This window comes from Streptomyces yamdrokensis, assembly GCF_053890455.1.
In genome coordinates this window covers 6,069,905-6,093,279 of the sequence record NZ_CM132679.1, presented here as the reverse complement: position 1 = coordinate 6,093,279, position 23,375 = coordinate 6,069,905, and the positions used below count along the sequence as shown (strand labels likewise).

19 protein-coding genes and 1 pseudogene are annotated in these 23,375 nt (G+C 70.9%); 9 read left to right on the top strand and 11 right to left on the bottom strand.

Going from position 1 to position 23,375, the window contains the following annotated elements; all coding sequences use genetic code 11:
• Positions 1–14: 14 nt before the first annotated feature.
• A complete protein-coding gene (locus tag ACWZEH_RS27100) occupies positions 15–1,208 on the bottom strand; it encodes an MFS transporter (protein ID WP_456193699.1) in 1,194 nt (397 codons plus the stop codon).
• A 105-nt stretch (positions 1,209–1,313) separates the two neighbouring features.
• Between ACWZEH_RS27100 and ACWZEH_RS27095 the strand changes: the two genes are divergently transcribed.
• Entirely contained in the window at positions 1,314–1,922 is a 609-nt protein-coding gene (locus ACWZEH_RS27095) for a TetR/AcrR family transcriptional regulator (RefSeq protein WP_456193698.1), read from the top strand.
• Between the two features lie 175 nt (positions 1,923–2,097).
• Here the strand turns inward: ACWZEH_RS27095 and ACWZEH_RS27090 are convergent.
• Positions 2,098–2,556, bottom strand: a pseudogene (locus tag ACWZEH_RS27090) (tyrosine-type recombinase/integrase); the annotation flags it as partial.
• Here ACWZEH_RS27090 and ACWZEH_RS27085 point away from each other — a divergent pair.
• The 3 genes from ACWZEH_RS27085 to ACWZEH_RS27075 all read left to right on the top strand — a co-directional run bounded on the left by ACWZEH_RS27085 (position 2,530) and on the right by ACWZEH_RS27075 (position 4,419).
• Positions 2,530–2,712 carry a DUF5999 family protein gene (locus ACWZEH_RS27085; RefSeq protein WP_456193697.1) on the top strand — a complete coding sequence of 61 codons (183 nt, stop codon included), beginning with the start codon at positions 2,530–2,532 and terminating at the stop codon, positions 2,710–2,712. The pseudogene ACWZEH_RS27090 and the gene ACWZEH_RS27085 sit on opposite strands and share 27 nt — an antisense overlap.
• 170 nt (positions 2,713–2,882) lie before the next feature.
• A complete protein-coding gene (locus tag ACWZEH_RS27080) occupies positions 2,883–3,695 on the top strand; it encodes a PaaX family transcriptional regulator (RefSeq protein ID WP_456193696.1) in 813 nt (270 codons plus the stop codon).
• Between the two features lie 289 nt (positions 3,696–3,984).
• A complete protein-coding gene (locus ACWZEH_RS27075; RefSeq protein ID WP_456193695.1) occupies positions 3,985–4,419 on the top strand; it encodes an ATP-binding protein in 435 nt (144 codons plus the stop codon).
• A gap of 28 nt (positions 4,420–4,447) precedes the next feature.
• On the opposite strand, the gene argF is transcribed toward ACWZEH_RS27075, so the two are convergent.
• Positions 4,448–5,458 carry an ornithine carbamoyltransferase gene (argF, locus tag ACWZEH_RS27070; RefSeq protein WP_456193694.1) on the bottom strand — a complete coding sequence of 337 codons (1,011 nt, stop codon included), beginning with the start codon at positions 5,456–5,458 and terminating at the stop codon, positions 4,448–4,450.
• 415 nt (positions 5,459–5,873) lie between these two features.
• Here argF and ACWZEH_RS27065 point away from each other — a divergent pair, with 415 nt between their 5' ends.
• The gene (locus ACWZEH_RS27065; protein ID WP_456193693.1) at positions 5,874–7,556 is read left to right on the top strand and encodes an IS1182 family transposase; all 1,683 of its coding nucleotides are present in this window, start codon (positions 5,874–5,876) and stop codon (positions 7,554–7,556) included.
• A 427-nt stretch (positions 7,557–7,983) separates the two neighbouring features.
• Here ACWZEH_RS27065 and ACWZEH_RS27060 read toward each other — a convergent pair whose 3' ends face one another.
• Entirely contained in the window at positions 7,984–8,334 is a 351-nt protein-coding gene (locus ACWZEH_RS27060) for a putative quinol monooxygenase (protein WP_456193692.1), read from the bottom strand.
• A 143-nt stretch (positions 8,335–8,477) separates the two neighbouring features.
• Here ACWZEH_RS27060 and ACWZEH_RS27055 point away from each other — a divergent pair, with 143 nt between their 5' ends.
• The gene (locus tag ACWZEH_RS27055) at positions 8,478–8,852 is read left to right on the top strand and encodes a MerR family transcriptional regulator (protein ID WP_456193691.1); all 375 of its coding nucleotides are present in this window, start codon (positions 8,478–8,480) and stop codon (positions 8,850–8,852) included.
• Between the two features lie 608 nt (positions 8,853–9,460).
• Here ACWZEH_RS27055 and ACWZEH_RS27050 read toward each other — a convergent pair.
• The 3 genes from ACWZEH_RS27050 to ACWZEH_RS27040 all read right to left on the bottom strand — a co-directional run bounded on the left by ACWZEH_RS27050 (position 9,461) and on the right by ACWZEH_RS27040 (position 15,104).
• Positions 9,461–10,684, bottom strand: coding sequence for an arginine deiminase (locus tag ACWZEH_RS27050; protein ID WP_456193690.1), 1,224 nt, complete (start codon positions 10,682–10,684; stop codon positions 9,461–9,463).
• Positions 10,685–11,064: 380 nt separating this feature from the next.
• A complete protein-coding gene (locus ACWZEH_RS27045) occupies positions 11,065–13,644 on the bottom strand; it encodes a polynucleotide kinase-phosphatase (RefSeq protein ID WP_456193689.1) in 2,580 nt (859 codons plus the stop codon).
• Positions 13,641–15,104, bottom strand: coding sequence for a 3' terminal RNA ribose 2'-O-methyltransferase Hen1 (locus ACWZEH_RS27040; RefSeq protein ID WP_456193688.1), 1,464 nt, complete (start codon positions 15,102–15,104; stop codon positions 13,641–13,643). The genes ACWZEH_RS27045 and ACWZEH_RS27040 overlap by 4 nt, the downstream gene beginning before the upstream one ends.
• Before the next feature lie 790 nt (positions 15,105–15,894).
• Between ACWZEH_RS27040 and ACWZEH_RS27035 the strand changes: the two genes are divergently transcribed.
• Positions 15,895–17,568 (top strand): PP2C family protein-serine/threonine phosphatase, encoded by a 1,674-nt coding sequence (locus tag ACWZEH_RS27035; protein WP_456193687.1) that lies wholly within the window; start codon positions 15,895–15,897, stop codon positions 17,566–17,568.
• Positions 17,565–18,032, top strand: coding sequence for a response regulator (locus tag ACWZEH_RS27030; protein ID WP_456193686.1), 468 nt, complete (start codon positions 17,565–17,567; stop codon positions 18,030–18,032). The genes ACWZEH_RS27035 and ACWZEH_RS27030 overlap by 4 nt, the downstream gene beginning before the upstream one ends.
• Here the strand turns inward: ACWZEH_RS27030 and ACWZEH_RS27025 are convergent.
• Positions 18,014–20,302 carry an ATP-binding protein gene (locus tag ACWZEH_RS27025; RefSeq protein ID WP_456193685.1) on the bottom strand — a complete coding sequence of 763 codons (2,289 nt, stop codon included), beginning with the start codon at positions 20,300–20,302 and terminating at the stop codon, positions 18,014–18,016. The two genes, ACWZEH_RS27030 and ACWZEH_RS27025, sit on opposite strands and share 19 nt — an antisense overlap.
• A gap of 613 nt (positions 20,303–20,915) precedes the next feature.
• On the opposite strand from ACWZEH_RS27025, the gene ACWZEH_RS27020 reads away from it, so the two are divergent.
• Positions 20,916–21,185: a hypothetical protein gene (locus tag ACWZEH_RS27020; protein ID WP_456193684.1), complete on the top strand. Its 270-nt coding sequence runs from the start codon at positions 20,916–20,918 to the stop codon at positions 21,183–21,185.
• A 134-nt stretch (positions 21,186–21,319) separates the two neighbouring features.
• Here ACWZEH_RS27020 and ACWZEH_RS27015 read toward each other — a convergent pair whose 3' ends face one another.
• The 3 genes from ACWZEH_RS27015 to ACWZEH_RS27005 form a co-directional block, all read right to left on the bottom strand.
• Positions 21,320–22,243 carry an LLM class F420-dependent oxidoreductase gene (locus ACWZEH_RS27015; RefSeq protein ID WP_456193683.1) on the bottom strand — a complete coding sequence of 308 codons (924 nt, stop codon included), beginning with the start codon at positions 22,241–22,243 and terminating at the stop codon, positions 21,320–21,322.
• A 95-nt stretch (positions 22,244–22,338) separates the two neighbouring features.
• Positions 22,339–22,809 (bottom strand): DUF6099 family protein, encoded by a 471-nt coding sequence (locus tag ACWZEH_RS27010; RefSeq protein ID WP_456193682.1) that lies wholly within the window; start codon positions 22,807–22,809, stop codon positions 22,339–22,341.
• Between the two features lie 218 nt (positions 22,810–23,027).
• Positions 23,028–23,351, bottom strand: a complete 324-nt coding sequence (locus tag ACWZEH_RS27005; protein WP_456199848.1) for a nucleotide pyrophosphohydrolase — start codon at positions 23,349–23,351, stop codon at positions 23,028–23,030.
• Between the last annotated feature and the right edge of the window lie 24 nt (positions 23,352–23,375).

Below are 23,375 nucleotides of genomic sequence, written 5' to 3'. Positions count from 1 at the left end.
CGGTCAGTTCTCGATCAACGCCCTGCGGGAAATGCTGCGCGCCGGCCGCAGCCGACGATGACGAGCGCCATGAGTGTGAGAGCGATCATCCCGGCTGGAAGAACCGGTGCGCCCACGCCATCGACGACCACAGCCCCCACAGCACCACCCGCAAAGATCGCCATGTTGAAGGATGTCGTCAGCATCGCGTTCGCCGCATCGGCGTTCTCGCCCGCGGCCTCCCCCATGGCCGTCTGCAACTGCGTCGCCGAGCCGCCGAACGCGAGGCCCCACAGGACGATCGCGAGCAGCACGAGCACAGTGGACTGCTGCGCGGCGGCAAGAAACGCTGCGGCGACGATGAACAGGGTCACGCTCGCCAGGGTGAGCCTGCGAAGTGCGCGGTCGATGAACACGCCGGTGATCCAGATCCCTCCGAGCGCAGCGACGCCGAAGACGAGAAGTGTGACGTCGGGCCGGAGCGCGAGACGCATCTGCTGCAGGTAGGAAGCGATGTAGGTGTAGAGCAGGTTGTGCGCGAGCATCCAGACGAATACGACGGCGAGGATGGTCGCCACGCCGGGAGTGCCCAGCACTCGACTGAGCGGAGCGCGTGTCCGCGCCGGCTGCCCCGGGGCGTCGGGCACGAGGAACTTCGCGAAGACCATGACGATGACGCTGAGCAGTGACATCGCGGCGAAGGACCAGCGCCACCCGACCGTCGAGCCCAGCCAGGCGCCAAGGGGGGTTCCGACGGACAGCGCGACGGGGGTTCCGGTCATGGCGATGGCAAGGGCACGCCCGGCGTGCTCAGGTGCGGCGATACGCCGGGCGTATCCGGCGAGCATGCCCCACAGCAGACCGGAGAATGCTCCCGCGACGAACCGGGCGACAAGGGCGACGGTGAACGACGGCGATACCGCGGTGGCGGTGTTCGCGACGAGGAACCCGAGCAGGCCCGCAAGGAGGAGCGGCTTGCGCCGTGCCCCGCGCGTCAGCGTGATCGCGGGTATCGCCGCGAGGACCGTTCCGATCGCGTAGGCGCTCACGAGCTGGCCGGCGCCGCCTTCGGAGACGTCGAGTCCGGCAGCGAGCTGCGGGAGCAGCCCCGCCGGCAGCGTCTCGGTCATGATCACGATGAATCCGGTACACGCCATCACCACCAGTGCCGGAACGGGGAACGACTCGTGCGCTCGCTCGCGGACCGGCGTGGGGCTCGTTGTGGTCATCGGGTCGGACTCCTCCACTGATTATGGATTGATTGATCCGATATTGATCTATGTGCTTACGGGTGTCAAACTGGATCAGTCAGTCCGCAATAGAGGAGGTTCGCCGTGTCCCCTGTCGGCCGTCCCCGCATCTTCGACATGGAGGCCGTCTTGGAGGCCGCGATGCTGCTGTTCTGGGAACAGGGCTACGAAGCGACATCGCTGGCCCAGCTCCGCGAGACCACAGGGCTGTCCTCCGCGAGCCTTTACGGCGCCTTCGGCTCGAAGGAGGGACTGTTCGAGAAGGCCGTTGAGCACTACATCGCCGGACCGGGCAGCGTCACCGATGTCGTGGCCGACGAGGCGGAAAGTCCCCGCGAGGCCATCGCCCGGCTCCTCCACGGGTCGATCAACATGCAGACCGACACATCCCACCCTCGCGGATGCCTCGTCGCCCTCTCGGGGACGGTCCGGGCACCGGGAGCGGGCGAGGCCGGAGCGCGCAAGGTCGTAGCGGCGCGCCGCGCAGCGGACCGAGCGCGCATCAGGGCGTGCATCGTACGCGGTATCGCCTCAGGAGAACTCGCCGAAGACACCGACGTGGACGGCGTCACGTCAATGATCCACGGCTTCTTGCTCGGTATTTCGACACAGGTCTGTGACGGCACATCAGCACGGCACCTGCACGCCGCGGCCGACGCCGTGCTCGCGAACTGGGACACACAGGGACGCTGACGCTCACGCGCCCCACACGTCGGCAGCGGTCCACGCACAGCCCCCCGGAACCGCACGACTTCAGGCGACATGAATCGCGTGCACAACCGGCGGCGCACCTGGCCGCCCTGGCCTGCTGACTGCCGGGCAACCCGTCGATTACCCGGCCAACGATGGGAGCCGAGCCATTAGCGAACACGAAGTCGCGGTCCAGCGTCCCGTACTCGCTCTCCATGTAGGCGGCGTAGCGGTCGAACAGCTCCGGCCGCACCGGGATGATCCGGCCCTTCATGCTCTTGACCCGGGCCTGGTTCGCGTTGTTCTCGCGCGAAACGACGCGCACCTCGCCCTTGCGGAGGTTCAAGTCAGCGTGCCGCAGGCCCAGGGCTTCGCCGATCCGCAGCCCCGCCTCGTCCAAGAGCGCGATCAAGAACCGGTCCCGGCGCCGGTTGCAGGCGCTCATCAGCCGCCGGACCTCGTCATCGGTCAGCGTCCGGGGCGGCTTGCGGTGGACGTGGATGCGGATCGGGCTGTACTCGACCTCGCCCACCACGGTGTACGAGACCGGATCGTCCTCGGACAACCGCAGCCTCTGCACTGCGAACGACACACCACACCCCACGCCGACATGGACAGGCGAACAGAACCCGTCCATGTAGCACCGAAAGGCCCTCCCGTGACAGCGGGTTGGACATCGAAGACACCCGGACGGCTGATCGGCATAGTCGACGACACGGGCGAACTGCTGCCCGACGGCCGCGCGATCGCCCCGCACCGGGTTCCTGCGGACCGCCTCACCGTCGCCGCCTGACCGGACGCGGTGCGACACGGGGCGGTACGGCACGACGCCCACACGGCACGGCGCGACGCGTCGCCCGGTGCGGGAAACGCCCCGGTACCGGAACCCTCTTGCCCGTCAAGGGAGATGACCAGGCGTGATGCCGGTGCCCCGGGGGAGGGCGCCGATCGGCACGACCTAAGATGATCAACGTGTCCGACCAGCCTGCCCCACGGTCTCTCATCGTCACGTTCTACGGCGCGTACGGCCGCTTCGTGCCGGGTCCCGTACCCGTCGCCGAACTGATCCGGCTGCTGGCCGCGGTCGGCGTCGACGCTCCCGCCGTGCGTTCCTCGGTGTCCCGGCTCAAGCGGCGCGGGCTGCTCCTGCCGGCCCGCACCGCGCAGGGCGCGGCGGGCTACGAACTGTCGCCGGACGCCCGCCGGCTGCTGGACGACAGCGACCGCCGCGCGCACGCCGCCGCGAGCCCCGGCGACGAGGGCTGGGTGCTCGCCGTGTTCTCCGTGCCCGAGTCCGAGCGGCAGAAGCGTCACATCCTGCGCTCCCGCCTGTCCGGTCTCGGCTTCGGCACCACCGCTCCGGGCGTGTGGATAGCGCCGGCCCGGCTGCACGAGGAGACCAGGCACACCCTGGAGCGGCTGCGGCTGGACGGTTACGTCGACCTCTTCCGCGGCGAGCACCTCGGGTTCACGCCCACCGCCGAGGCGGTCGCCCGCTGGTGGGACCTGGCCGGGATGGCCAAGGAGCACGAGGCGTTCCTGGACCGGCACGCGCGCGTACTGGACGCCTGGCGGCAGCGCGAGGACACCCCGCCCGAGGAGGCGTACCGCGACTACCTCCTCGCTCTCGACTCCTGGCGTCACCTCCCCTACACGGACCCCGGGCTCCCTGCCGGGCTGCTCCCCGAGGACTGGCCGGGAACGCGCTCGGCGCACGTCTTCCACGGCCTGCACACGCGCCTGCGGGACGCGGGGGCGGTCTTCGCAGGCCTGTGACACGTGTCACACGATACTTGACGAGCGGCTCACGGCTCACGAAGCTTCCTTCCGGCATCGCGCGTCACCGATCCGTGACCACCGTCATGATTGCGCGACGGACGGGCCGGGCATGATCGACGCGACGGGCCCGCGGGCCCGTCCGGCGGGGGCGGGCAGCGTGCCGGCCGCGCACTCCGGAGACATGACGCCCGTCACGGGCCGGCGACACCACCCGGGGGGCCACGCCGTACCATTGAGTAGTTGAAAGCAGGACTGCCTGCCTGCTCTCCATGATCGGATCTCCAGCGTGCACGAACCCTCGACCTCCGCCTCCTGGCGCGTCGCGCTGCCGCACACCACCGCGGCCGTGCCCGTCGCCCGTGCGCTGGTCCGTACCGCGCTGGCCGAGCGGGAGCACGCCGCGGACAGGGACACGGCGGAGCTGCTCACCGCCGAGCTGGTGGCCAACGCCGTGGAGCACACCGCCGGGGGCGCGCCGATCGAGCTGGTGGTGGAGTTGCTGCCGACCGGCTGCCGGGTCGAGGTGCACGACACCGATCCGCGGCCGCCCGTCGAGCTGACCCGCCCGCCGCTCCGCGAGCCGGACCCCTGGCAGGAGCACGGGCGCGGGCTGCTGCTGATCCGCACCCTGAGTTCGTCGTGCGGCCACCACCCGACCGCGTCGGGCAAGGCCGTGTGGTTCCGGCTGCCGGCGGTACCGCGCCAGCGCCGGCCCGACTGAGCCGGACCGGCCGCCGCCCTCTCCCGGCTCAGGCCAGGGTGGCCACCAGGACCGCCTTGATCGTGTGCATCCGGTTCTCCGCCTCGTCGAAGACGACCGAGTGGGCCGACTCGAACACCTCGTCGGTCACCTCCAGCGACTCCAGGCCGTGCTTCTCGTACACCTCACGGCCGACCTGCGTCCCCAGGTCGTGGAAGGCCGGCAGGCAGTGCAGGAAGCGGACGTCCGGGTTGCCGGTGGCCCGCAGCACGTCCATGGTCACCGCGTACGGCGCGAGGGCGGCGATCCGCTCGTCCCAGACCTCCCGGGGCTCCCCCATCGAGACCCAGACGTCGGTGACGACGAAGTCCGCGCCCGCGACGCCCTCGGCGATCTCCTCGGTGAGCGTGATGCGGGCCCCGCTGGACTCGGCGAGCGCGCGCGCCCTGTCGATGACGTCCTGGGCGGGCCAGTAGGCCTTCGGGGCGACGATGCGGACGTCCATGCCCAGCAGGGCCGCGGTGACGAGGTAGGAGTTGCCCATGTTGAAGCGGGCGTCGCCGAGGTAGGCGAAGGAGATCTCCGTGACCGGCTTCCCGCCGCCGTGCTCGGTCATGGTGAGCACGTCGGCGAGCATCTGGGTGGGATGCCAGTCGTCGGTCAGACCGTTGTAGACGGGCACGCCCGCGTGGGCGGCGAGGGTCTCGACGGTGGACTGGGAGTCGCCCCGGAACTCGATCGCGTCGAACATCCGGCCGAGCACCCGCGCGGTGTCCTTCGCGGACTCCTTCTTCCCGATGTGCGAGCCGTTCGGGTCGATGTACGTCGTGGAGGCACCCTGGTCGGCGGCGGCGACCTCGAAGGAGCAGCGGGTGCGCGTCGAGGGCTTCTCGAAGATCAGCGCGATGTTCCTGCCCTGGAGGTACCGGGTCTCGGTGCCGGCCTTCTTGGCGGCCTTCAGCTCCGCGGCCAGGTCGAGCAGGCCGAGGAACTCCTGCGCGGTGAAGTCCACCTCCTTGAGGAAGTGGCGGCCGGCGAGGGCGGTCGGGACTGTCGCCATGGGGCGCTCCAGAGGTACGGGGCAGGGTCGGGCCAGATCGGACACGGGGACGTTTGGAAGTCTATACGAGCATCAGCATTTATATGCACCCACCGCCCTTGGGGGTTCCCCCTAGGGGGTGACGCTGTCGGGAATCTTGGTTTCCAAGGTTGTCGATCATGACGAAGATACCGGGCGAGCGACCCATTTTCGCTGTTCAGGGACCCGGCCCACAGGCCGACGGCTCGATGGAGAACGCAGCAGCGGTCCGGTGACCCTTCGGCGAACGCATCGTTCGTGCTCTCTGGCGTTGGAGCTGCTGTCGTGACTGGTGCGTCGAAGGCGTTCACCCGTTCGTGGTAGCCGCTCCAGGAACCACGGTCCTCGTGATCCGGACGGGTGGGAGGGTTGGCGCCCACGATTTTGGGGGTCCGAGATGTGTGTCCGTGCCCGTACCGGCTGTGTGGTCCCGGAACTGACCGTTCGGGTGGCGCGGGCGTGCAACCCGCACGGCACCACGGCGATGGCGATCCGTGACCATCTCAACGGTCTGTGGAGCGATGAGGACTTCGAGGAGTGGTACCCGCGGGACGGCAGGCCGGGCCTGTCACCTGCCCAGTTGGCCACGGTGTCCGTCCTGCAGTTCCTGCTGGAGCTGTCCGACCGGCAGGCAGCCGAGTCCGTGCGCAACCGCATCGACTGGAAGTACGCCCTGGGCATGGAGCTGGAGGACCCCGGCTTCCACCACAGTGTGCTGGCCGACTTCCGCGAGCGCCTGGCCGAGGAGGGCCGGGCCGACAAGCTGCTCGGCCTGGTGTTGGAGAAGATTCGGGCCGTTGGCCTGGTCCGCGAGCGGGGCCGGCAGCGCACCGACTCCACCCACGTCCTGGCCGCGGTGCGCGATCTGACCCGCCTGGAGCTGGTCACCGAGGCCATGCGCGCCGCCCTGGAGGAACTCGCCCGCCGGGCGCCGCACGAGCTCGTCGGCCTCGTGACCGAGGACTGGGGCAAGCGCTACGGGCGCGCCGCCCGGCTCGGCAAGAACCCCTCCAGGCCGAAGACCCGGATCAAACAGACCGGCGAGGACGTGCGCCTGCTTCTGCGCTATGTCCACCGCTACCTGCCCGGCCTCCGCGACGGCGAGCAGGTCCAGGCTCTGCGCCAGATCTTCGTGCAGAACTACTGCATCGACGCACAGGACCGGCCGGCGTGGCGCGAGCCCCAGGACGCCGGCCTGCCGCCCTCAGCGGTCGCGATTGTCTCGCCCTACGACATCAGCGCCCGCTACGCACGCCGCGGCGAGACCCGCTGGAAGGGCTTCCTCGCCCACGTCACCGAGACCTGCGACCCGGATACCCCCAGCGTGATCACCGACGTCACGACCACCAAGGCCCCCGTCCACGACACCAGGGCCCTGCCCGGCATCCTGGCCAACCTGGAGGATCGGAACCTGCTGTCGAAGGAGCACTTCGTCGACGGCGGCTACCTCTCCGTCGCACTCAAGCAGCAGGTCGCCCGCGAGCACGGCGTCGGCCTGGTCGGACCGATCCGGGCCAGAAGCACCCGCCAGTCCCGCAAAGGCACCGTCTTCCACCGCGAAGCGTTCACCATCGACTGGGACGCCCAGCAGGTCACCTGCCCACAGGGCAAGGTCAGCCGCCGGTGGTCGACACCGCCCTCCCTCGCCCCCTACGTCAACGCCGAGTTCTCCCCGGACGACTGCCACGAGTGCCCGGTGAAGAGCGCCTGCACCCGCACCGACGCCCGGAAGGTCTCCTTCCTGCCCCGCGATCTCCACGCCATCCAGTCCGAGTCGCGCACCGAGCAGCAGACCCAGGAATGGCTCTCGCGCTACGCGCTGCGGGCCGCCATCGAGAGCACGATCAGCGAGTTCGTCAACGGCCACGGCATGCGCCAGTGCCGCTACCGCAACGAGGACAAGGCCCACGTCCAGCACGTCCTGACCGCCATCGCGGTCAACCTCGAACGCATCGACGTCCACCTGCCACCGACTCCCGCTCGCCGACCCAGGAATCCCACCGCACTCCAGGGTTTCCTCGACTGGCAGCACATCCCCCGGCCACGATCCTGGCGCGCCGCTACCCACCCCGCAGGCTGACATGATCGTTCTCAAGACGGCGACCACCGTCTTGGCCCAGTACCGCTCAGTGGAGTCCACCCGATGGGCTCCATTCTGGTGCGCTCCACCGAGTGAACTCCGGATGACGATGGACTCCACTGAGCTTGCGCCAACCTAAAGCTGCAGGTCACCGACCACTTGAGTGAAAGGGCGCCGTGGCGGACTCTCGAAGGCAGGAGGCCCGAGATGCCGAACAAGCGCCCCCGCGGGCCGCAGCCGCACTGGCGGCCCAAGCGGGAGACCCTGCGAGTGCTGGTAGCGGTCGACACCGTCCTCGACCGCTACCGCGACCACCTGTCCGTCTCGCTCCGCCAGCTCTTCCACGTGCTCCTGAGCGACAGCGTGCTGGAGAGGACGGAACGCGACTACGGCCTCGGGGAACATCCGTACAGCCGTGTGCAGTGGGTCAGGAGAGGGGGTGCAGCCAGTGGGCCTCCAGTTCCCCCTCGACCAGGTCCGCGATGGCGGCGAAGTACGTCTGCATGAACGGCTGCGAAACGTGCGCCAGCAGGTGGGCGCCGGAGGACCAGCGCTCGTAGAAGGCGAAGGCGCCCGGCTGGTCCGGCGTGGTGTGCACCACGTACTGCTCGCATCCGTCCTCCTTACGGGTGAGGCCGATGATCGCCTGGATCTCACCCAGCATCCGGCCCTCCTCGCCCGCCTTGGCCCGGGCGTATCCATATACCGCGACCGGCGTGTCCGAGGCGAGGACGGCGCCGGGGATGAGGCCGTCGGGTGTGGTGTCGTCAGTGCTCATGAAGGTCCTACTCCGTAGTGGTCGGTTCCGCCGGTGTTGATGTCCGGCTGCTGGAGTGTAAAAGTTGACGTTGGTGTCAAAGGCAAGTCGGGTGACGAGCCCCGGGATGGCCCGGCGGCATGTGGAGCGGAGAGAGCGACGGGATGCGTATCGGCGAGGTGGCATCGGCCGCGGGAGTGAGCACGCGGGCGCTGCGCTACTACGAGCAGCAGCAGCTCATCGTGTCGAGCCGCAGCGCGGGCGGGCAGCGTCTCTACGCGCCGGACACGGTCGAGCGGGTGCGGTGGATCCAGCTCCTCTACGCCGCCGGGCTGAGCAGCCGGACGATCGTGGAGTTCCTGCCGTGCGTGCACACCGGTATCGCCGGCCCGGAGATGATCGCCCGGCTTCGCGCGGAGCGGGACCGCCTCGACGAGCACATGCGGGACCTTGCCGCCACACGAGCCCGACTGGACTCTGTCCTCGCCTCCGCCGAGTTCGGCGCGACACGGCCGGCCGGCGAGGCCGCGGGGGTCTGAGGCTCGACCAGCACGCGTCGGCCTTGGCCCGGTGCCCAGGCCGAGGCTGGCTTTATCGACGTCTCACACAGCGGTTGTTGACGACCGCGGATGGCACCTACTTCGCCGAGATGTCGTTGTCGACAAGAACGGGAGGCACCTGCCGGTACCCGGCGACGGACCGTACCGGCTGCCACCTGCGCCCGTAGCCAGCGCTTTTCCCCCGAGCGCCGAACGGGCGGTCGACGGCGTCTCGCCGGTCACCACCGAGCTGCTATCCGATGCCGTGGACGTTCGGCGCGGGCAGCACCTCCTGACCTGCCAGAGAAGTGCTGCTCTTCGTCATCGACAGAGCCACTGGCGGATTTGGGCAGGTGTCGGGATTGAAGGACGTAGTTACGCCGGTTCCTCGCGTACTCCTCTTCGTCTCGCTTGCCGAACCCGCACCACCTGGCAGTGCTGGTACGTTCCGGCTTTGTCAGGGCCGCTCCCGCCCTCCCCGGCACCACCCGGATCAGGCTGCCCTCAGCCACACTGAACTGCTGCGACAGGCCAGAGGTGATGGTCTTTCACCTCCACTCGAACCACAGCGCCTCACGGCGCAACCAAGATCCCCGACAGCGTCACCCCTAGACCGCCTCCCGCTCGACCGGGCAGCTCATGCAGCGCGGTCCGCCCCTGCCCCGGCCCAGTTCGCTGCCGGGGATCTCGATCACCTCGATGCCCTGCTTGCGCAGATGCGTGTTGGTGGTGGCGTTCCGCTCGTAGGCGACGACGACGCCCGGTTCGACGGCCAGGACGTTGCAGCCGTCGTCCCACTGCTCGCGCTCGGCGGCGTGGACGTCCTGGGTGGCGGTCAGCACCCGGATCTCGCTGAGCCCGAGCGCGGCGGCGATCGCGCGGTGCATGTGCTCCGGCGGGTGGTCGGTGACCTTCAGTTCCCTGTCCCCCGAGCCGGGTTCGATGGTGTACGAACGGAGCATGCCGAGGCCCGCGTACTGGGTGAAGGTGTCGCCGTCGACCATCGTCATCACCGTGTCCAGGTGCATCACGGCGCGTCTCTTGGGCATGTCGAGGGCCACGATGGTCTCGGCGGAACCGGCGGCGAACAACTTGTGCGCCAGCATCTCCACGGCCTGCGGGGTGGTCCGCTCGCTCATGCCGATCAGCACCGCGCCCTTGCCGATGACCAGGACGTCCCCGCCCTCGATGGTGGACGGGTAGTCGGCCTGCCCCTCGGACCAGAGGTGGAAGCTCTCCTCCCGGAACAGCGGGTGGTGCCGGTAGATGGCCTCGAAGTGCACGGTCTCGCGCTGCCGGGCGGGCCACCGCATGGCGTTGATGGAGACCCCGTCGTAGATCCAGGCGGAGGTGTCGCGGGTGAAGAGGTGGTTGGGCAGCGGGCGGAGGAGGAAGTCGTCGAGTTCCATGGCGTGGAAGCGCACGGACGTCGGTTCCGGGTGGGCGTCCAGGAACTCCCGCTTGGTCATCCCGCCGACCAGCGCCTCGGTCAGCTCGGCCGACGGCAGCGTCTCGAACGCCGCGCGGAGGTGGTCGGTCGCCAGCGGGCCGTACTCCTTCTCGTCGAAGACACGGTCCAGGACGAGCGAGCGGGCCGCCGGGACGTCCAGCGTGGAGGCGAGCAGGTCACCGAAGAGGTGGACGGTCACCCCCCGGTCGCGCAGGACGTCGGCGAACCCGTCGTGCTCGGCGCGCGCCCGGCGCACCCAGAGCACGTCGTCGAACAGCAGGGCGTCCTTGTTGCTGGGGGTGAGCCTTTTGAGCTCGAGATCGGGCCGGTGCAGGATGACGCGGCGCAGCCGTCCGGCCTCGGAGTCGACGTGGTAGGTCATGTCTCCATCCTGACCACCCGAGGGGCCCTTCACCCCCCGCGGACGGGACGGACATCGGCCGGCACGGGCGGCCGGTGCGCCGCGGACGCGGCGGCGGGACGAGAGACCGGGCCCGGCCCGTCGCCGTCGGGCACCCGGACCGCGACCGGCCCGCGCGCCGACGACGATCCGGCCGGACGGCACGGTCGGCCACGAGGAGTGCGCCGGGGGCGGGGAGCGGCCCGGCCTGCCCGCCCCTCGCCTTTGCCCCGGCCGCGGCCCGACGTCCGTACTCACGCCCTCGTCGGCCCGCCCGGCGCCTCGGCCGCCCGGCGCCTCGGCCGGACGGCGCAGCGGCTCCTTGGCGGGCACCGTCCACCCACCAGGCCAGGTGGTGTTCGCTACAGCCGCGGGTCGACCGGCTCCGACTCCAGGGCCAGGACGCCGAAGACGGCCTCGTGGACGCGCCACAGGGGTTCGCCGTCGGCCAGGCGGTCCAGGGCCTCCAGGCCGAGGGCGTACTCGCGGATCGCCAGGGACCGCTTGTGGCCGAGGGAACGGCCGCGCAGCCCGGCCAGGTTGTCGGGGCGTGTGTACTCGGGACCGTAGATGATCCGCAGGTACTCGCGGCCCCGGCACTTGATGCCGGGCTGCACCAGGCGGCCCTTCGGGTCGCGGGCCAGGGCCCCGACCGGCTTGACGACCATGCCCTCACCGCCGCGTCCGGTCATCTCCAGCCACCAGTCGACGCCCGCCCGCACCGACTCGGGGTCGGCGGGGTCGACGTACAGGCGCCGGGTGGTCTGCAGCAGGCCCGTGGGATCGTGCTCGACCATGCGGTCCAGCAGGGCGAGCTGCTCGTCGTGCGGCAGCCCGGCGAGGCTGCGCCCCTGGGCGGCGAGGAGCTGGAACGGGGCGAGGCGTACGCCGTCCAGCTGGTCGGTGGCCCAGCAGTAGCGGCGGTACGCCTGTGTGAACGCGCCGGCCGCGTCCGCCCGTTCCCGCTGGCGCTCCAGCAGCTCCCCCACCTCTACGCCCCGGGCGGCCGCGCTCTCCAGGGCCGCCAGCACACCCGGGAACACCGCGCCACTGGCGGCGCCCACGGCGGCGTACTGCGAGCGCAGCAGCCCGGACGCCTTCAGCGACCACGGCATCAGCTCGGCGTCCAGCAGGAGCCACTCGGTTCCGAGGGTGTCCCACAGCCCGGCGTCGGTGATCGCCGTGCGCAGTCGGCCGAGGATCTCCTCGGTGACCGCCGTGTCGTCGAAGAACGGGCGGCCGGTGCGGGTGTAGAGCGACCCGGCAGGGCCGTCCTCGACGCCGAAGTGCCGGGCGGCGGCGTCCGCGTCCCGGCAGACCAGGGCGACCGCGCGTGAACCCATGTGCTTCTCCTCGCACACGACGCGCCCGACCCCGTCCTCCTTGTACTGGGCGAAGGCCTCGGCCGGGTGCTCCAGGTAGCCGTCCAGGTGCGAGGTGGCGGTGGGAGCCATGGTCGGCGGGAGGTACGGCAGCAGGCGCGGGTCGATCGCGAAGCGGCTCATGACCTCCAGCGCCGCGGCCGCGTTCTCCTCGCGCACGGCCACCCGGCCTGCGTACCGGGTTTCCACGGCCCGGCGGCCGTGGACGTCGGCGAGGTCCAGCGGGCGGCCGTCCTGCCCACCGGGGGCCTCGGTGCGCAGCGGGCGGGCCGGCTCGTACCAGACCCGCTCGGCCGGTACGTCGACCAGTTCCCGCTCCGGCCAGCGCAGCGCGGTGAGCTTGCCGCCGAAGACGGCGCCGGTGTCCAGGCAGATGGTGTTGTTCAGCCAGGTCGCCTCCGGGACCGGGGTGTGACCGTAGACGACTGCGGCACGGCCCCGGTAGTCCTCGGCCCACGGGTAGCGCACCGGCAGGCCGAACTCGTCGGTCTCGCCGGTGGTGTCGCCGTACAGCGCGTGCGAGCGGACCCGGCCGGAGGTGCGGCCGTGGTACTTCTCCGGCAGACCGGCGTGGCACACGACGAGCCGGCCGCCGTCGAGGACGTAATGGCTGACCAGGCCGTCGATGAACTCCCTTGCCTCGGCCCGGAATTCCTCGCTCTCCTTGTCCATCTGCTCGATGGTCTCGGCCAGGCCGTGGGTGTGCTGGACCTTGCGGCCCCTGAGGTACCGGCCGAACTTGTTCTCGTGGTTGCCGGGGACGCACAGCGCGCTGCCCGACTTCACCATGGACATCACCCGGCGCAGCACGCCCGGGCTGTCCGGGCCGCGGTCGACGAGGTCGCCGACGAAGACCGCGGTGCGGCCCTCGGGGTGGACGCCGTCGGCGTAGCCCAACGCACCCAGCAGCGACTCCAGTTCGGCGGCGCATCCGTGGACGTCGCCGATGATGTCGAAGGGCCCGGTGAGGTGGGTGAGGTCGTTGTAGCGCTTCTCGGTGACGACGGTGGCGTTCTCGACCTCGTCGGCGCCGCGCAGGACGTGCACCTTGCGGAATCCCTCGCGCTCCAGGTGCCGCAGGGAGCGCCGGAGTTCGCGGGTGTGCCGCTGGACGACCCGGCGGGGCATGTCGGCGCGGTCGGCGCGGGCCGCGTTGCGCTCGGCGCACACCTCCTCGGGCACGTCGAGCACGACGGCTATCGGCAGCACGTCGTACTGCCGTGCCAGGTCGATCAGTTGGCGTCTGGCGTCCTGCTGGACGCTGGTGGCGTCGACGACGGTGCGGCGGCCGGCGGCCAGCCGCTTGCCCGCGATGTAGTGCAGGACGTCGAAGGCGTCCCTGGAGGCGCTCTGGTCGTTCTCGTCGTCGGCGACCAGGCCGCGGCAGAAGTCGGAGGAGATGACCTCGGTGGGCTTGAAGTGGCGGCGGGCGAAGGTGGACTTGCCCGAGCCGGAGGCGCCGATGAGCACCACGAGGGAGAGGTCGGTGACGGGCAGGGCCCGGCCGCGGCCCTCGTTCTCGCTCCCACTGTGCCGGGCGCCGGTGGTCCGGTCGCTCATGCCGCCTTCGCCTCCTTCTTGTCCCCGGTCACGAACACGGCCATCTGGGTGGGCGGGCCGACCTCGGGGTCTTCCGGCCCCACGGGTACGAACTCGACGTCGTAGCCGTGCCGTTCGGCGACCTTGGCCGCCCAGGCGCGGAACTCCTCGCGGGTCCACTCGAAGCGGTGGTCGCCGTGCCGGGCATGCCCGGCCGGCAGGCTCTCCCAGCGCACGTTGTACTCGACGTTCGGCGTGGTCACGAGGACCGTGCGGGGGCGGGCCGTGCCGAACACGGCGTACTCCAGGGCGGGCAGCCTCGGCAGGTCGAGGTGCTCGATCACCTCGCTGAGCACGGCCGCGTCGTACCCCTTGAGCCGCTTGTCGGTGTACGACAGAGAGCCCTGGAGGAGCTTCACCCGCGCCGCCTGCCGCTCCCCCATGCGGTCCAGCTTGAGCCGCCGGGAGGCGATGGTCAGCGCGCGTATCGATACGTCGACGCCGACGATCTCGGTGAAGGCCGGGTGCCGCAGCAGTTCCTGCACCAACTGGCCCTGCCCGCACCCGAGGTCGAGCACACGGGCGGCACCGGAGGCACCGAGGGCTGCGACGATCGCGTCCCGGCGCCGCACGGCGAGCGGGGTCGGCTTCTCCTCGGACCCGGTGTCCGCCTCGACGGCGTTGTCGATCTCCTCGACGTCGCTGTCGTCCGCCTCGGCCAGCCGGACCAGCTCGAGCCGCTCCAGCGCCTGGCGGGTCAGCGACCAGCGGCGGCTGAGGTAGCGGCTGGTGATCAGCTTCTGCTCCGGGTGGCCGGGCAGCCAGCCCTCACCGGCCCGCAGCAGCTTGTCGACCTCATCGGGCGAGACCCAGTAGTGCTTGGCGTCGTCGAGGACGGGGAGCAGCACGTAGAGGTGGCGCAGGGCCTGGGCGAGGGTGAGGGTGTCCGCCTCCAGGACGAGGCGTACGTAGCGCGAGTCACCCCAGTCCGGGAACCCGGTGTCCAGGGCCACCGGGTCGGCCGTGACCGTCCAGCCGAGCGGCTCGAAGAGCCGGCCGACCAGGGCGGGGCCGCCGCGCGCGGGCAGCGCGGGCACCTCGATGCGCAGCGGCAGCGGCTGTCCGGGCAGCTCCGGGCGGGCCTTGCACACGCCGCGCACCGCACTGGAGAAGACACCGCTCAGCGCGACGGCGAGCAGCGAGGACGCCGCGTACGGGCGGTCGTTGACGTACTGCGCGAGAGCGACGTCGGGGGCGCCACCGCGCCCCTTGCCCTTCCCCCGCCGGACCAGTGCCACCGCGTCCACCTCCAGCAGCAACGCCGCCGTGCACCGCTCGGCATTCGCCTCGGGATAGAGGACGTGGGCGGTGCCGTAGGACAGATGGGCCGAGAAGGTGCTTTCGGGGTGCTTGTGGAGGAGGAAGCCCAGGTCAGTAGCAGGGCTGGTCTTGTCGCCGGTGGTCGAGATCGTCAGGAACACGTAACCGAGTATGGGTGGCGTGGGGCCCGCGCCGGTACTTGATTAACCTTGCAACAACAGCGCCCCACCAGGCGGCAGGCGTCCAGCCGCACGGGGAAGCACCAGCCCTTGCCTCCTCCAGGACTCGGACGCCGCATGCCTGATCGCATCGAGACCGTTTTCCTGGACCCGGAGGGTCTTCCGGCCTGGATCGCGCGGGACCGCAAGTTCCCGGCACCGCTGCGGGGGTCCCACTGGGGTGTGTGCCGACCTTGCCCGCGGGGCCCCCACCGTCGTGGAGGTCGGTCCTCCGCCTGCCCGACCCACGGCGTGCGACCTTGGTGGACGCGTTCGCGGACGACGGCTCACAGCCGTTCGGCCCGGGCTGCTCGTCCGTACCGAGGGAAGGCAGGGACGGCCTCGCCGACATGGCCGACGGCCCGGTGGCCACCGCGGCCCTCGCACCACCGGGAGGGGAGATCGCCGGGGGCGTCGTGGCTCCCTGCCGTGCTGTCCTTCGCACACCGGACCAACCGATGTCCCCGGCGGGGCCGGCGACCGGTGCTCCGCCCTGATCGCCGGCCCCGGCCCCCGGCTGCCCCGGCCCCCGGCTGCCGCGGAGACCGCGCCTGGAGGCGGTCGGCGTCCGCCTGGCATAGCGTTTCCCGTGAGGGGCCGGGTCGACAGCGGCGACAGGAACGGCGGACCAGCGGTGGAGCAGCACGAGGGCGGAGCTTCCCCCCGGGCGGATGACGGATGGTGGTCCGGTCGGCTGCATGAGCTCTGGCGTGCCGCCGACACGGCGCAGGACGTGACGGAGCTGGAAGGCTTCCTCTACGACATGCTGCTCCGTATGCCCGGTGTGCTCGCCGTCGTGGGCACCCGCTGGAGCGGAGGGCTGCTGCACTGTCTGCGGAGTGTCACCCTGGCGGAGCCGACCCCGTCGTTCACTGAATTCGAACAGGGTTTTGGCGAAGCCGCCGCCGTGGGTGCTCCGGTCGACGGTCCGACCGTCACGGTTCACGAGGTGTCGGGGCTCGACGGCGCCATGCCGCATGTCCGGGTTCTGGCGGCGGCGGGCGCTCGGAGCGTGGCCGAGTGTGCCGTGCCGCTGGGGCAGGGCGGCTGGGCGTCGTTCATGGTCGGCACCGCGGCCGGGGACACGGTCGATGTGACGCTGCGGGCCCGGTTGAGGCAGGTGGCCGAGGTCGCCATGGTCTCCGACAGGCGCATCATGGCGCGGCGCGAGGACGAGTTGCGTCGGGTGAGTGACGCCTTCCTGGCGGAGGCGTCGCTGCAGATGGATTCGAGCCTTGATGTGGAGAGGACCGTGCAACGGGTGGCTCGGACGGCTGTTCCCGCTGTCGCCGAGGGATGCGTCCTGCACCTGTTTCTTTCCGGCGGACTGACTCCCGTGGCCTACTCGCACGTGGACGCGGGCGAGCAGCAGTGGCTCGGTGCGCTCGCGGCCGAGGACCGCTGGCTCACCGATGTCCTGCAGCAGGTCGTCAACCGCGGGCAGGGGCTGGTGTGGCAGGGCGACGAGCTGGAAGGCGGTCCCTTCGGGCCCGCCTCGTCCGGGGCGGGGCGGGCCGTGCGTGCGCTCAGTGTGAATCCGCTCAAGGCTCGGGGGCGGGCCCTGGGCACTCTGACGTTCCTGTACCACCGGACGAACATCGCCGAGGTGCCCCCGCGGTTCCTCGCCGATCTTGCCGACCGGGCCGCGTTGGCCATCGACACCAGCACCCTGTACGAACAGCGGCGCCGGCACGTGGTCTCCCTCCAGCGACATCTGCTGCCGAGAGAACTGCCGCGGATTTCGGGTCTCGTCCTGAGTGCGGCATACGAAGTGGGCGATGTCTCGCTCGATGTGGGTGGTGACTTCTATGACGCTGTCCCGGGGCCGCTGGGCGGTGTGACGCTCCTCATCGGTGACGTCTGCGGTCGCGGGGCGGAGGCCGCGGGGCTCACCGGTCTGGCCCGCCACACCCTGCGCACCCTGCTGGAGGACGGCAGAACACCCGAGCACGCGCTGGGACGGCTGAACCAGGCGCTGGTCAAGGAGGGCACGTCCCGCTTCGTGACGGCGCTCGTGGCGGTGCTGGTGCCGGACGGCAGGGGATTTCACCTGCGTTATTGGAACGCCGGACATCCGGCGCCTCTGGTGCGGCGCGAGGACGGCGCTGTGGAGGAGCTCACCGCCCACGGTGATCTGCTGGGTGTGCTGGAGGAGATCGAGTACGGATCCGGGTCCGCGCATGTGGCGCCGGGAAGCGCGCTGGTGATGTTCACCGACGGGGTGACCGAGGCGAGAGCGGCTGACGGAACGTTCTTCGAATCCTGCCTGCGGGACGCGGTGACCCGGCAGGGAGCCGGTGAGGGCCAGGGGTTCGCCGGACGGCTGGCAGCGGCTGTCGTGGAATTCCGGGCCACGGGTGCGGACGACATCGCCGTGCTCGTCGCACAGGCGGAGACGGCCGCGTGAGCGGGCCGGCCGGGGACGCGAGGATCGATCACGATCTCGTCTGGGTGGTCGAGGATTCGGCGGAGGACGCCGAGGCGATTCGGCGGGCGCTCGGTCGCACTCATCCGGACCTGACGCTGCTGTTCACGGACAGGGGGGCCGGAGTCGCCGAGCGGTTGCTGGGAGCCACCCGCCGGCCGGGGCTCGTCCTCCTGGATCTGAACATGCCCGGTCTCAGTGGGGCCGCGGTGCTCCGGTCGATCCGCTCCATGCCTGAACTGGACGACGTGACCGTGGTCGTCTTCACGTCGTCCACCACGCCGGACGAGGTCGACGCCACCTATGCGGCAGGGGCCGACAGCTACATCTACAAGCCGGTCAACTTCGAGCTCTTCCGCACCGTTCTGAAGGGGGCCGTGGACTACTGGCAGAGGAGGGCGAAGGGCGGGGGCGAGGGCCCTCCCGCTCAGTCGCCGCCTTCCTGACCCAGGGTGAAGCAGAAGCAGCTCCCGCGGCCGGGTCCGCTTTCGAGCCACAGCTCGCCGCCGTGCCGTTCGACGATCCGTTTGACGATGGCGAGACCCACGCCGGCGCCTCCACCGCGTTCGTCCGGCCCGTGCAGTCTGTGGAACAGCTCGAAGACCTCACCCTGCTGGTCGGCCGGGATACCGATGCCGTTGTCGCGGACCACGACGGTCTGCCGGGGGGTCCCGCCCGCCGGCGTGCGGAGTGTGTCGACCAGGACCTCGACCGTGCGGTCTTCTTGATCGGCGGCGTACTTGGCGGCGTTCACCAAGAGGTTGACCAGGACCTCGTGAAGCCGGTGCTCATCGGCGTACACCTCGGGCAGGTCTCTTCTGACGACCCGCACACGGGCCTCGGCCAGACGTTCCCCGGCCACGTCGAGTGCGGAGTCCAGCACCTGATTCAGTGGGACACGGGTGCGCTGCAGCCCGCCTCGACCCAGCCGGGCGAAGCGCAGCAGCGAGTCGAGCAGGTCGTCCATCCGGCCGGCCAGTCGCCGCACGGTGAGAAGCCGTCGGACGGTCGTCGCGTCGAGGTCCGCCGCGGCGTCCTCCATGACGAAGGTCGCGGCGTTGGAGATGCCTCGCAGTGGTTCCTTGAGGTCGTGGGCCGCCGCATGGGCGAACGAGTCGAGGTCGGAGTTGGTGACGCGCAGCTGTTCGTTGAGCGAGGCCAGTTCGGCCTCGTGCCGGAGTACGAGACCGGTCAGCGTGCGCCAGAGCTCCCGTGCGGTGGCACGGTCGGTCGGCGTCCAGGGAAGGCTCTGTCCACGTACCGTCGCGCGGAAGACCGCACCCGATCCGCGAGGGGTGAGCCGTTCCCCCCGCGGGCCGACCTGGACGGGCCGGAAAGGGTCTGTGGCCCACTGGCGGGCGGTGGGACGGTCCCTGCGGAACCAGGCGAGGAAGTCACCCGCGCGGCTCAGCGTCACCATCAGGACTCCCGCCGGGCCGCCTTCCGTCATGTCGCCGCCGGGCCGGTCCGGTTCCTCGGACAGGCGGTCCGTGCTCCAGACAGTGCCCGGTGACAGCTCTGCCGCGCGTGTCCGGAGGGCCTCCAGCAGAGCGGGCGCCACATTCATCCCGCTGGTGGTGCTGCGGCCGCCGCGGCAGAGTGCCGCACCATCGGCGTCCAGCAGCGTTGCGAGTGCTTCGTCGTCCGCCAGGAGCGAGTGCTCCAGATCGGACGTGAGCCGGGAGGTGATCCGGTCGAGGCGTTCACGGGACGCGCGGAGCGCCTCGGCCTGCTCTCGTTCCTCGATGACCGCGAGTTGCAGGGAGAAGGCGACACCGAAGAACTCACATGCCGCCCGCAGTTCCGGGGGAATCGTGGCGGCGGTGTCGCCGTGACAGGCGATCAGCCCCCAGAGCCCGCCCTCCCGAAGGACGCTCACCGACATCGACGACTTCACACCGATGTTCCGCAGGTACTCCAGGTGAAAGTCGGACACGGTGCGCAGTACGGAGTTCGACAGGTCCAGCGGCAGGCCGGAGCCCGCCTGCCGCGGGGGGTGCAGGCCCACACTGGTGTCGTCCACGTCGGCGATCACCCGGATCCAGTTGTCGCGGTAGAGCCGCCTCGCCTGGGGTGGGATGTCACTGGCGGGGAACCAGAGCCCCAGCCAGGGCTCGTGGCCGTCGGTGAGCACCTCCGCGACCACCTCTCCCGGCCCGTCCTCGTCCTCGAAGCGGTAGGCGACCACTCGGTCGAAGCCGGTCAGCACCTGGACCTCATGGGCGGCCGCCTGGCAGCACTCGACTACTGTCGTCGACGACCGGAGCCGTGTCAGGGCCCGCCTGACGCCCTGGTAGTAGCGCGCGAAATGCGGCAACGCGACGGTTCGGGGCTCGCACTCCAGGACGATGAGGGGCCCCTGCCCGTGTGCGGTCACGTCGAACATCCGGGGGGTGCCCGCCACATCGACGGAGACGGGGAGAACCAGGCTTGCCGCCTCGTGCTGAGCGCTGATCTCCAGAGCCTGGGCCCAGTCCTCGGGGGACAGCACCCGCGTGACGGGTCCCCCGACCAACTCCTCGGCCGCGATTCCCAGCAGACCGCCGGTGTTCAGGGCTGCGGTCTCCACGGTGCCGGTGTCGGCCTCCACCGCCAGCAGGGTGCCGTGGGACTGGATCCGGCCGAGCAGATGAATGGGCTCCTGGATGCATTCGCCGAGGTCGAAGCCGACGGCCGCCGCGGCTTCGGCCTCCCGCCCGGGATCCGGAAGGGACATCTCTTCTCCCACGTACCGTGTTCTCGATCCGCTCCGGGCGGCTGTCCGGCCCGCCGCGATCCTTCCATGGCGCCCCGGGGCCGAGGGGCTGCTGCGGCCGCGTGTCGTCGCTTCCGGCGGCGGCCGCCTGCTTTCCGGGCTGCCGGTGCGATCGGCCCTCCGCGGCCACGGGGCTCCCCGCAGCCGTGCCCGCCGCAGGGAACACCCGGTACTCGAAGGCGCAGGCCTTTGGGGCGGGTGCTCCACAAGCTGGGCGCCGGCCGGTCGTTCGACCTCGGCCACTTCGGCGTTCGTCACTGCGGCCGGTCCCGCAGACCACACGGCAGGGAGCCTTCTCGGGTACCGCGAACACCTCCCCGGGGCCTCGCGACCACCGTCGTGCCCTGCGGCTCCGCCCCGGTGACCGGTTCGGGCTCATCGGTCCGGTCGTCGTGCCGACCCGACCATCGCGTGACCACGAGAACGACCGGCGCCGAGCCTGCGGCGGCCACCGGCGTGCAGCACACCGGGCGCCCGCTTCCGGTTCGGTCCGCTCGGTGGCGCCGTCGCCCGCAGGCCGGTTCGTACCGCCCCCGCCGCCCGGGGCCCGGAGGACCGGACCGACGACGCCGCGGTGGTCATCACCGGGTCGGTCTCCGACGCCGTGGACCACGGCCGCCTCGTGTCGATCCGCGTGATCGTCCCGCGCCCCTCCGAGAACTGGATCCGTCTCGGGGCCGTCGACCGCTCCGAGGTCGTCCCGGCAGTGCGGACCGGCTCCGACGGCGACCGGGCACGGAGGTGTGGACCGGTCGTGACCGGCTCCCCGACCGAGCGGAGCACCGGCCTGTACCACTGGGGCAAGCGGGTCCGGGGCGAGCTGAAGTGCGGGCCGTCCCGGTGACCCGCTTCCGCGCGATCACGAGCGAGGACGGCGAGGCCCCGCCCGCAGGCCTGCCGGGAGTGCGCGCGGGCCTGCCGGCGGCCGATCCGGTCGGGTGGGCCGTGCGGGCGGGTCCGCCCGCACGGCCGGAGGTGTCAGCTCAGCTGGGACCGGACCTGGGAGGAGATCAGTTCCAGGTGGTCGAGGTCGGACAGGTCGAGGATCTGGAGGTAGACGCGGCCGGCGCCGGCCTCGGCGTAGCGGCCGATCTTGTCGACGACCTCGGCGGGGGAGCCGGCGAGGCCGTTGGCACGCAGTTCGTCGGGCTCGCGGCCGATCGCGGCGGCGCGGCGGGCGATCTCCTGTTCGTCCTTGCCTACGCAGGCGACCAGCGCGTTGGAGTACACGAGGGCGCCGGGGTCGCGGCCCGCCTCCTGGGCGGCGGCGCGCACCCGGCCGAACTGGCGCTCGCTGTCCTCGACGGAGGCGAACGGCATGTTGAACTCGTCGGCGTACCGCGCGGCCAGCCTGGGTGTGCGGACGGCGCCGTGGCCGCCGATGAGCACCGGGACCTTGGACTGGGCCGGCTTGGGGAGCGCCGGTGACCGCGTGAGGTCGTAGTACGTGCCGTGGAAGTCGTAGGTCCGGCCGGTCTCCGTGGCCCACAGGCCGGTGACGATCTCCAGCTGTTCCTCCAGGCGGGCCATCTTCTCCTTCGGGAAGGGGATGCCGTACGCCTTGTGCTCCTCCTCGAACCAGCCCGATCCCAGGCCGAGTTCGACACGGCCGCCGGACATCTGGTCCACCTGGGCGACCTGGATGGCGAGGACGCCGGGGAGGCGGAAGGTGCCGGCGGTCATCAGGGTGCCGAGCCGGATGCGCTTGGTCTCGCGGGCGAGGCCGGCGAGGGTGATCCAGGCGTCGGTGGGTCCGGGCAGGCCGTCCCCGGAGCCCATTTTGAGGTAGTGGTCGGAGCGGAAGAAGGCGTCGAAGCCGAGGTCCTCGGTGGCCTTGGCGACGGTGAGCAAGGTGTCGTAGGTGGCCCCCTGCTGGGGCTCGGTGAAGATACGGAGATCCATGCCCCCATCCTGCCTGCTCGGGGCCGGTACGGCCCGGCCGGCCCGGCGCGTCCGTGTCGTACCCGTGCTGTACCCGTGCTGTACCCGTGTCGTGCCTAGCCGGCCTCGCGTTCGGCGAGGGCCCGGTCGCGGTCCGCCAGTCTGCGGAGCATCTCCAGGACGCGGTCGCGGGCCTCGTCCGCCGCGTCGATGGCCTCCACGCACTGCCAGTACGCGCTCTCGTCGTACGCCGAGGAGGCCATGCCGACCAGCGCGATGCCGACCTCGCCGAGAAGTCCGCCCAGGTGCAGCAGGGTCTGCCGGGCGTCGCCCAACTCGGTGAGCAGGGCGGCGCGCAGCTCGCCCGGCCCGAGCCGCGGGGTGTCCAGCACACCGCAGCCGCGTCCCGCCAGCTCGGTCAGTCCCAGTGCCTCACCGCGCAGTTCGGGCGGGCCGGTGACCGCGAGGCGACTTCCTATCGCCTGCGCGAGTGCCTGTGCCTGCCACACCTCGGCCGAGAGCTCCGGCATACCACCGGCGGTGGTGAGGGCCCGTCTGCTCGCCACTATGAGCCGCACAGCGTCCATGCGCCGCCCCTGTCTGTCCGACGCGCTGCCCACGCGTCCGCCCAACTCTCCTGTTCACTACCCAGAGTGAGGCCGTTTGAGACAGAACACCGAACAGAAGGCGGAAATCTGGGGACAACAATTCGAAAACGGTCGGCATACAGGATACGGAGAGTGATAGCGGAGAAACCCGCTCCGGGGAGGGGTGCTCCGCGGTGGGCGGCGGGCGGAGCCCCCGTTCAGACCGGGAAGCGGTGTTCGTTGCGGTCGATCTTGGCGTTCAGGGCGGCCAGGGGGTCGATGCCGAGCACCTCGCACAACTGGAGGAGGTACGCGAGCACATCGGCCACCTCGTCGCCGACGCGGTGCGCGGTGTCCGGGTCGTCCATGACGCGGGCCGACTCCTCCGGCGTCAGCCACTGGAAGATCTCGACCAGTTCGGAGGCCTCCACGCTGAGCGCGGTGACGAGGTTCTTCGGGGTGTGGTAGGGCTGCCAGTTCCGGGCCGCGGCGAACGCGGCGAGCCTGCGCTGGAGTCCGGCCACGTCGGGCGGGGCGGGCAGGTCCGCGGGGGCGGCGGGGCGCGT

Excerpts from the sequence above, each read along its gene's own strand:
- ACWZEH_RS27065 (WP_456193693.1), top strand. The coding sequence starts at position 5,874 with ATGTGTGTCCGTGCCCGTACCGGCTGTGTGGTCCCGGAACTGACCGTT.
- ACWZEH_RS27080 (WP_456193696.1), top strand. The coding sequence starts at position 2,883 with ATGATCAACGTGTCCGACCAGCCTGCCCCACGGTCTCTCATCGTCACG.
- ACWZEH_RS27060 (WP_456193692.1), bottom strand. The coding sequence starts at position 8,334 with ATGAGCACTGACGACACCACACCCGACGGCCTCATCCCCGGCGCCGTC.
- ACWZEH_RS27050 (WP_456193690.1), bottom strand. The coding sequence starts at position 10,684 with ATGACCTACCACGTCGACTCCGAGGCCGGACGGCTGCGCCGCGTCATC.
- ACWZEH_RS27085 (WP_456193697.1), top strand. The coding sequence starts at position 2,530 with ATGGACAGGCGAACAGAACCCGTCCATGTAGCACCGAAAGGCCCTCCC.
- argF (WP_456193694.1), bottom strand. The coding sequence starts at position 5,458 with ATGGCGACAGTCCCGACCGCCCTCGCCGGCCGCCACTTCCTCAAGGAG.
- ACWZEH_RS27045 (WP_456193689.1), bottom strand. The coding sequence starts at position 13,644 with ATGAGCGACCGGACCACCGGCGCCCGGCACAGTGGGAGCGAGAACGAG.
- ACWZEH_RS27025 (WP_456193685.1), bottom strand. The coding sequence starts at position 20,302 with ATGTCCCTTCCGGATCCCGGGCGGGAGGCCGAAGCCGCGGCGGCCGTC.
- ACWZEH_RS27100 (WP_456193699.1), bottom strand. The coding sequence starts at position 1,208 with ATGACCACAACGAGCCCCACGCCGGTCCGCGAGCGAGCGCACGAGTCG.
- ACWZEH_RS27055 (WP_456193691.1), top strand. The coding sequence starts at position 8,478 with ATGCGTATCGGCGAGGTGGCATCGGCCGCGGGAGTGAGCACGCGGGCG.
- ACWZEH_RS27010 (WP_456193682.1), bottom strand. The coding sequence starts at position 22,809 with ATGGACGCTGTGCGGCTCATAGTGGCGAGCAGACGGGCCCTCACCACC.
- ACWZEH_RS27015 (WP_456193683.1), bottom strand. The coding sequence starts at position 22,243 with ATGGATCTCCGTATCTTCACCGAGCCCCAGCAGGGGGCCACCTACGAC.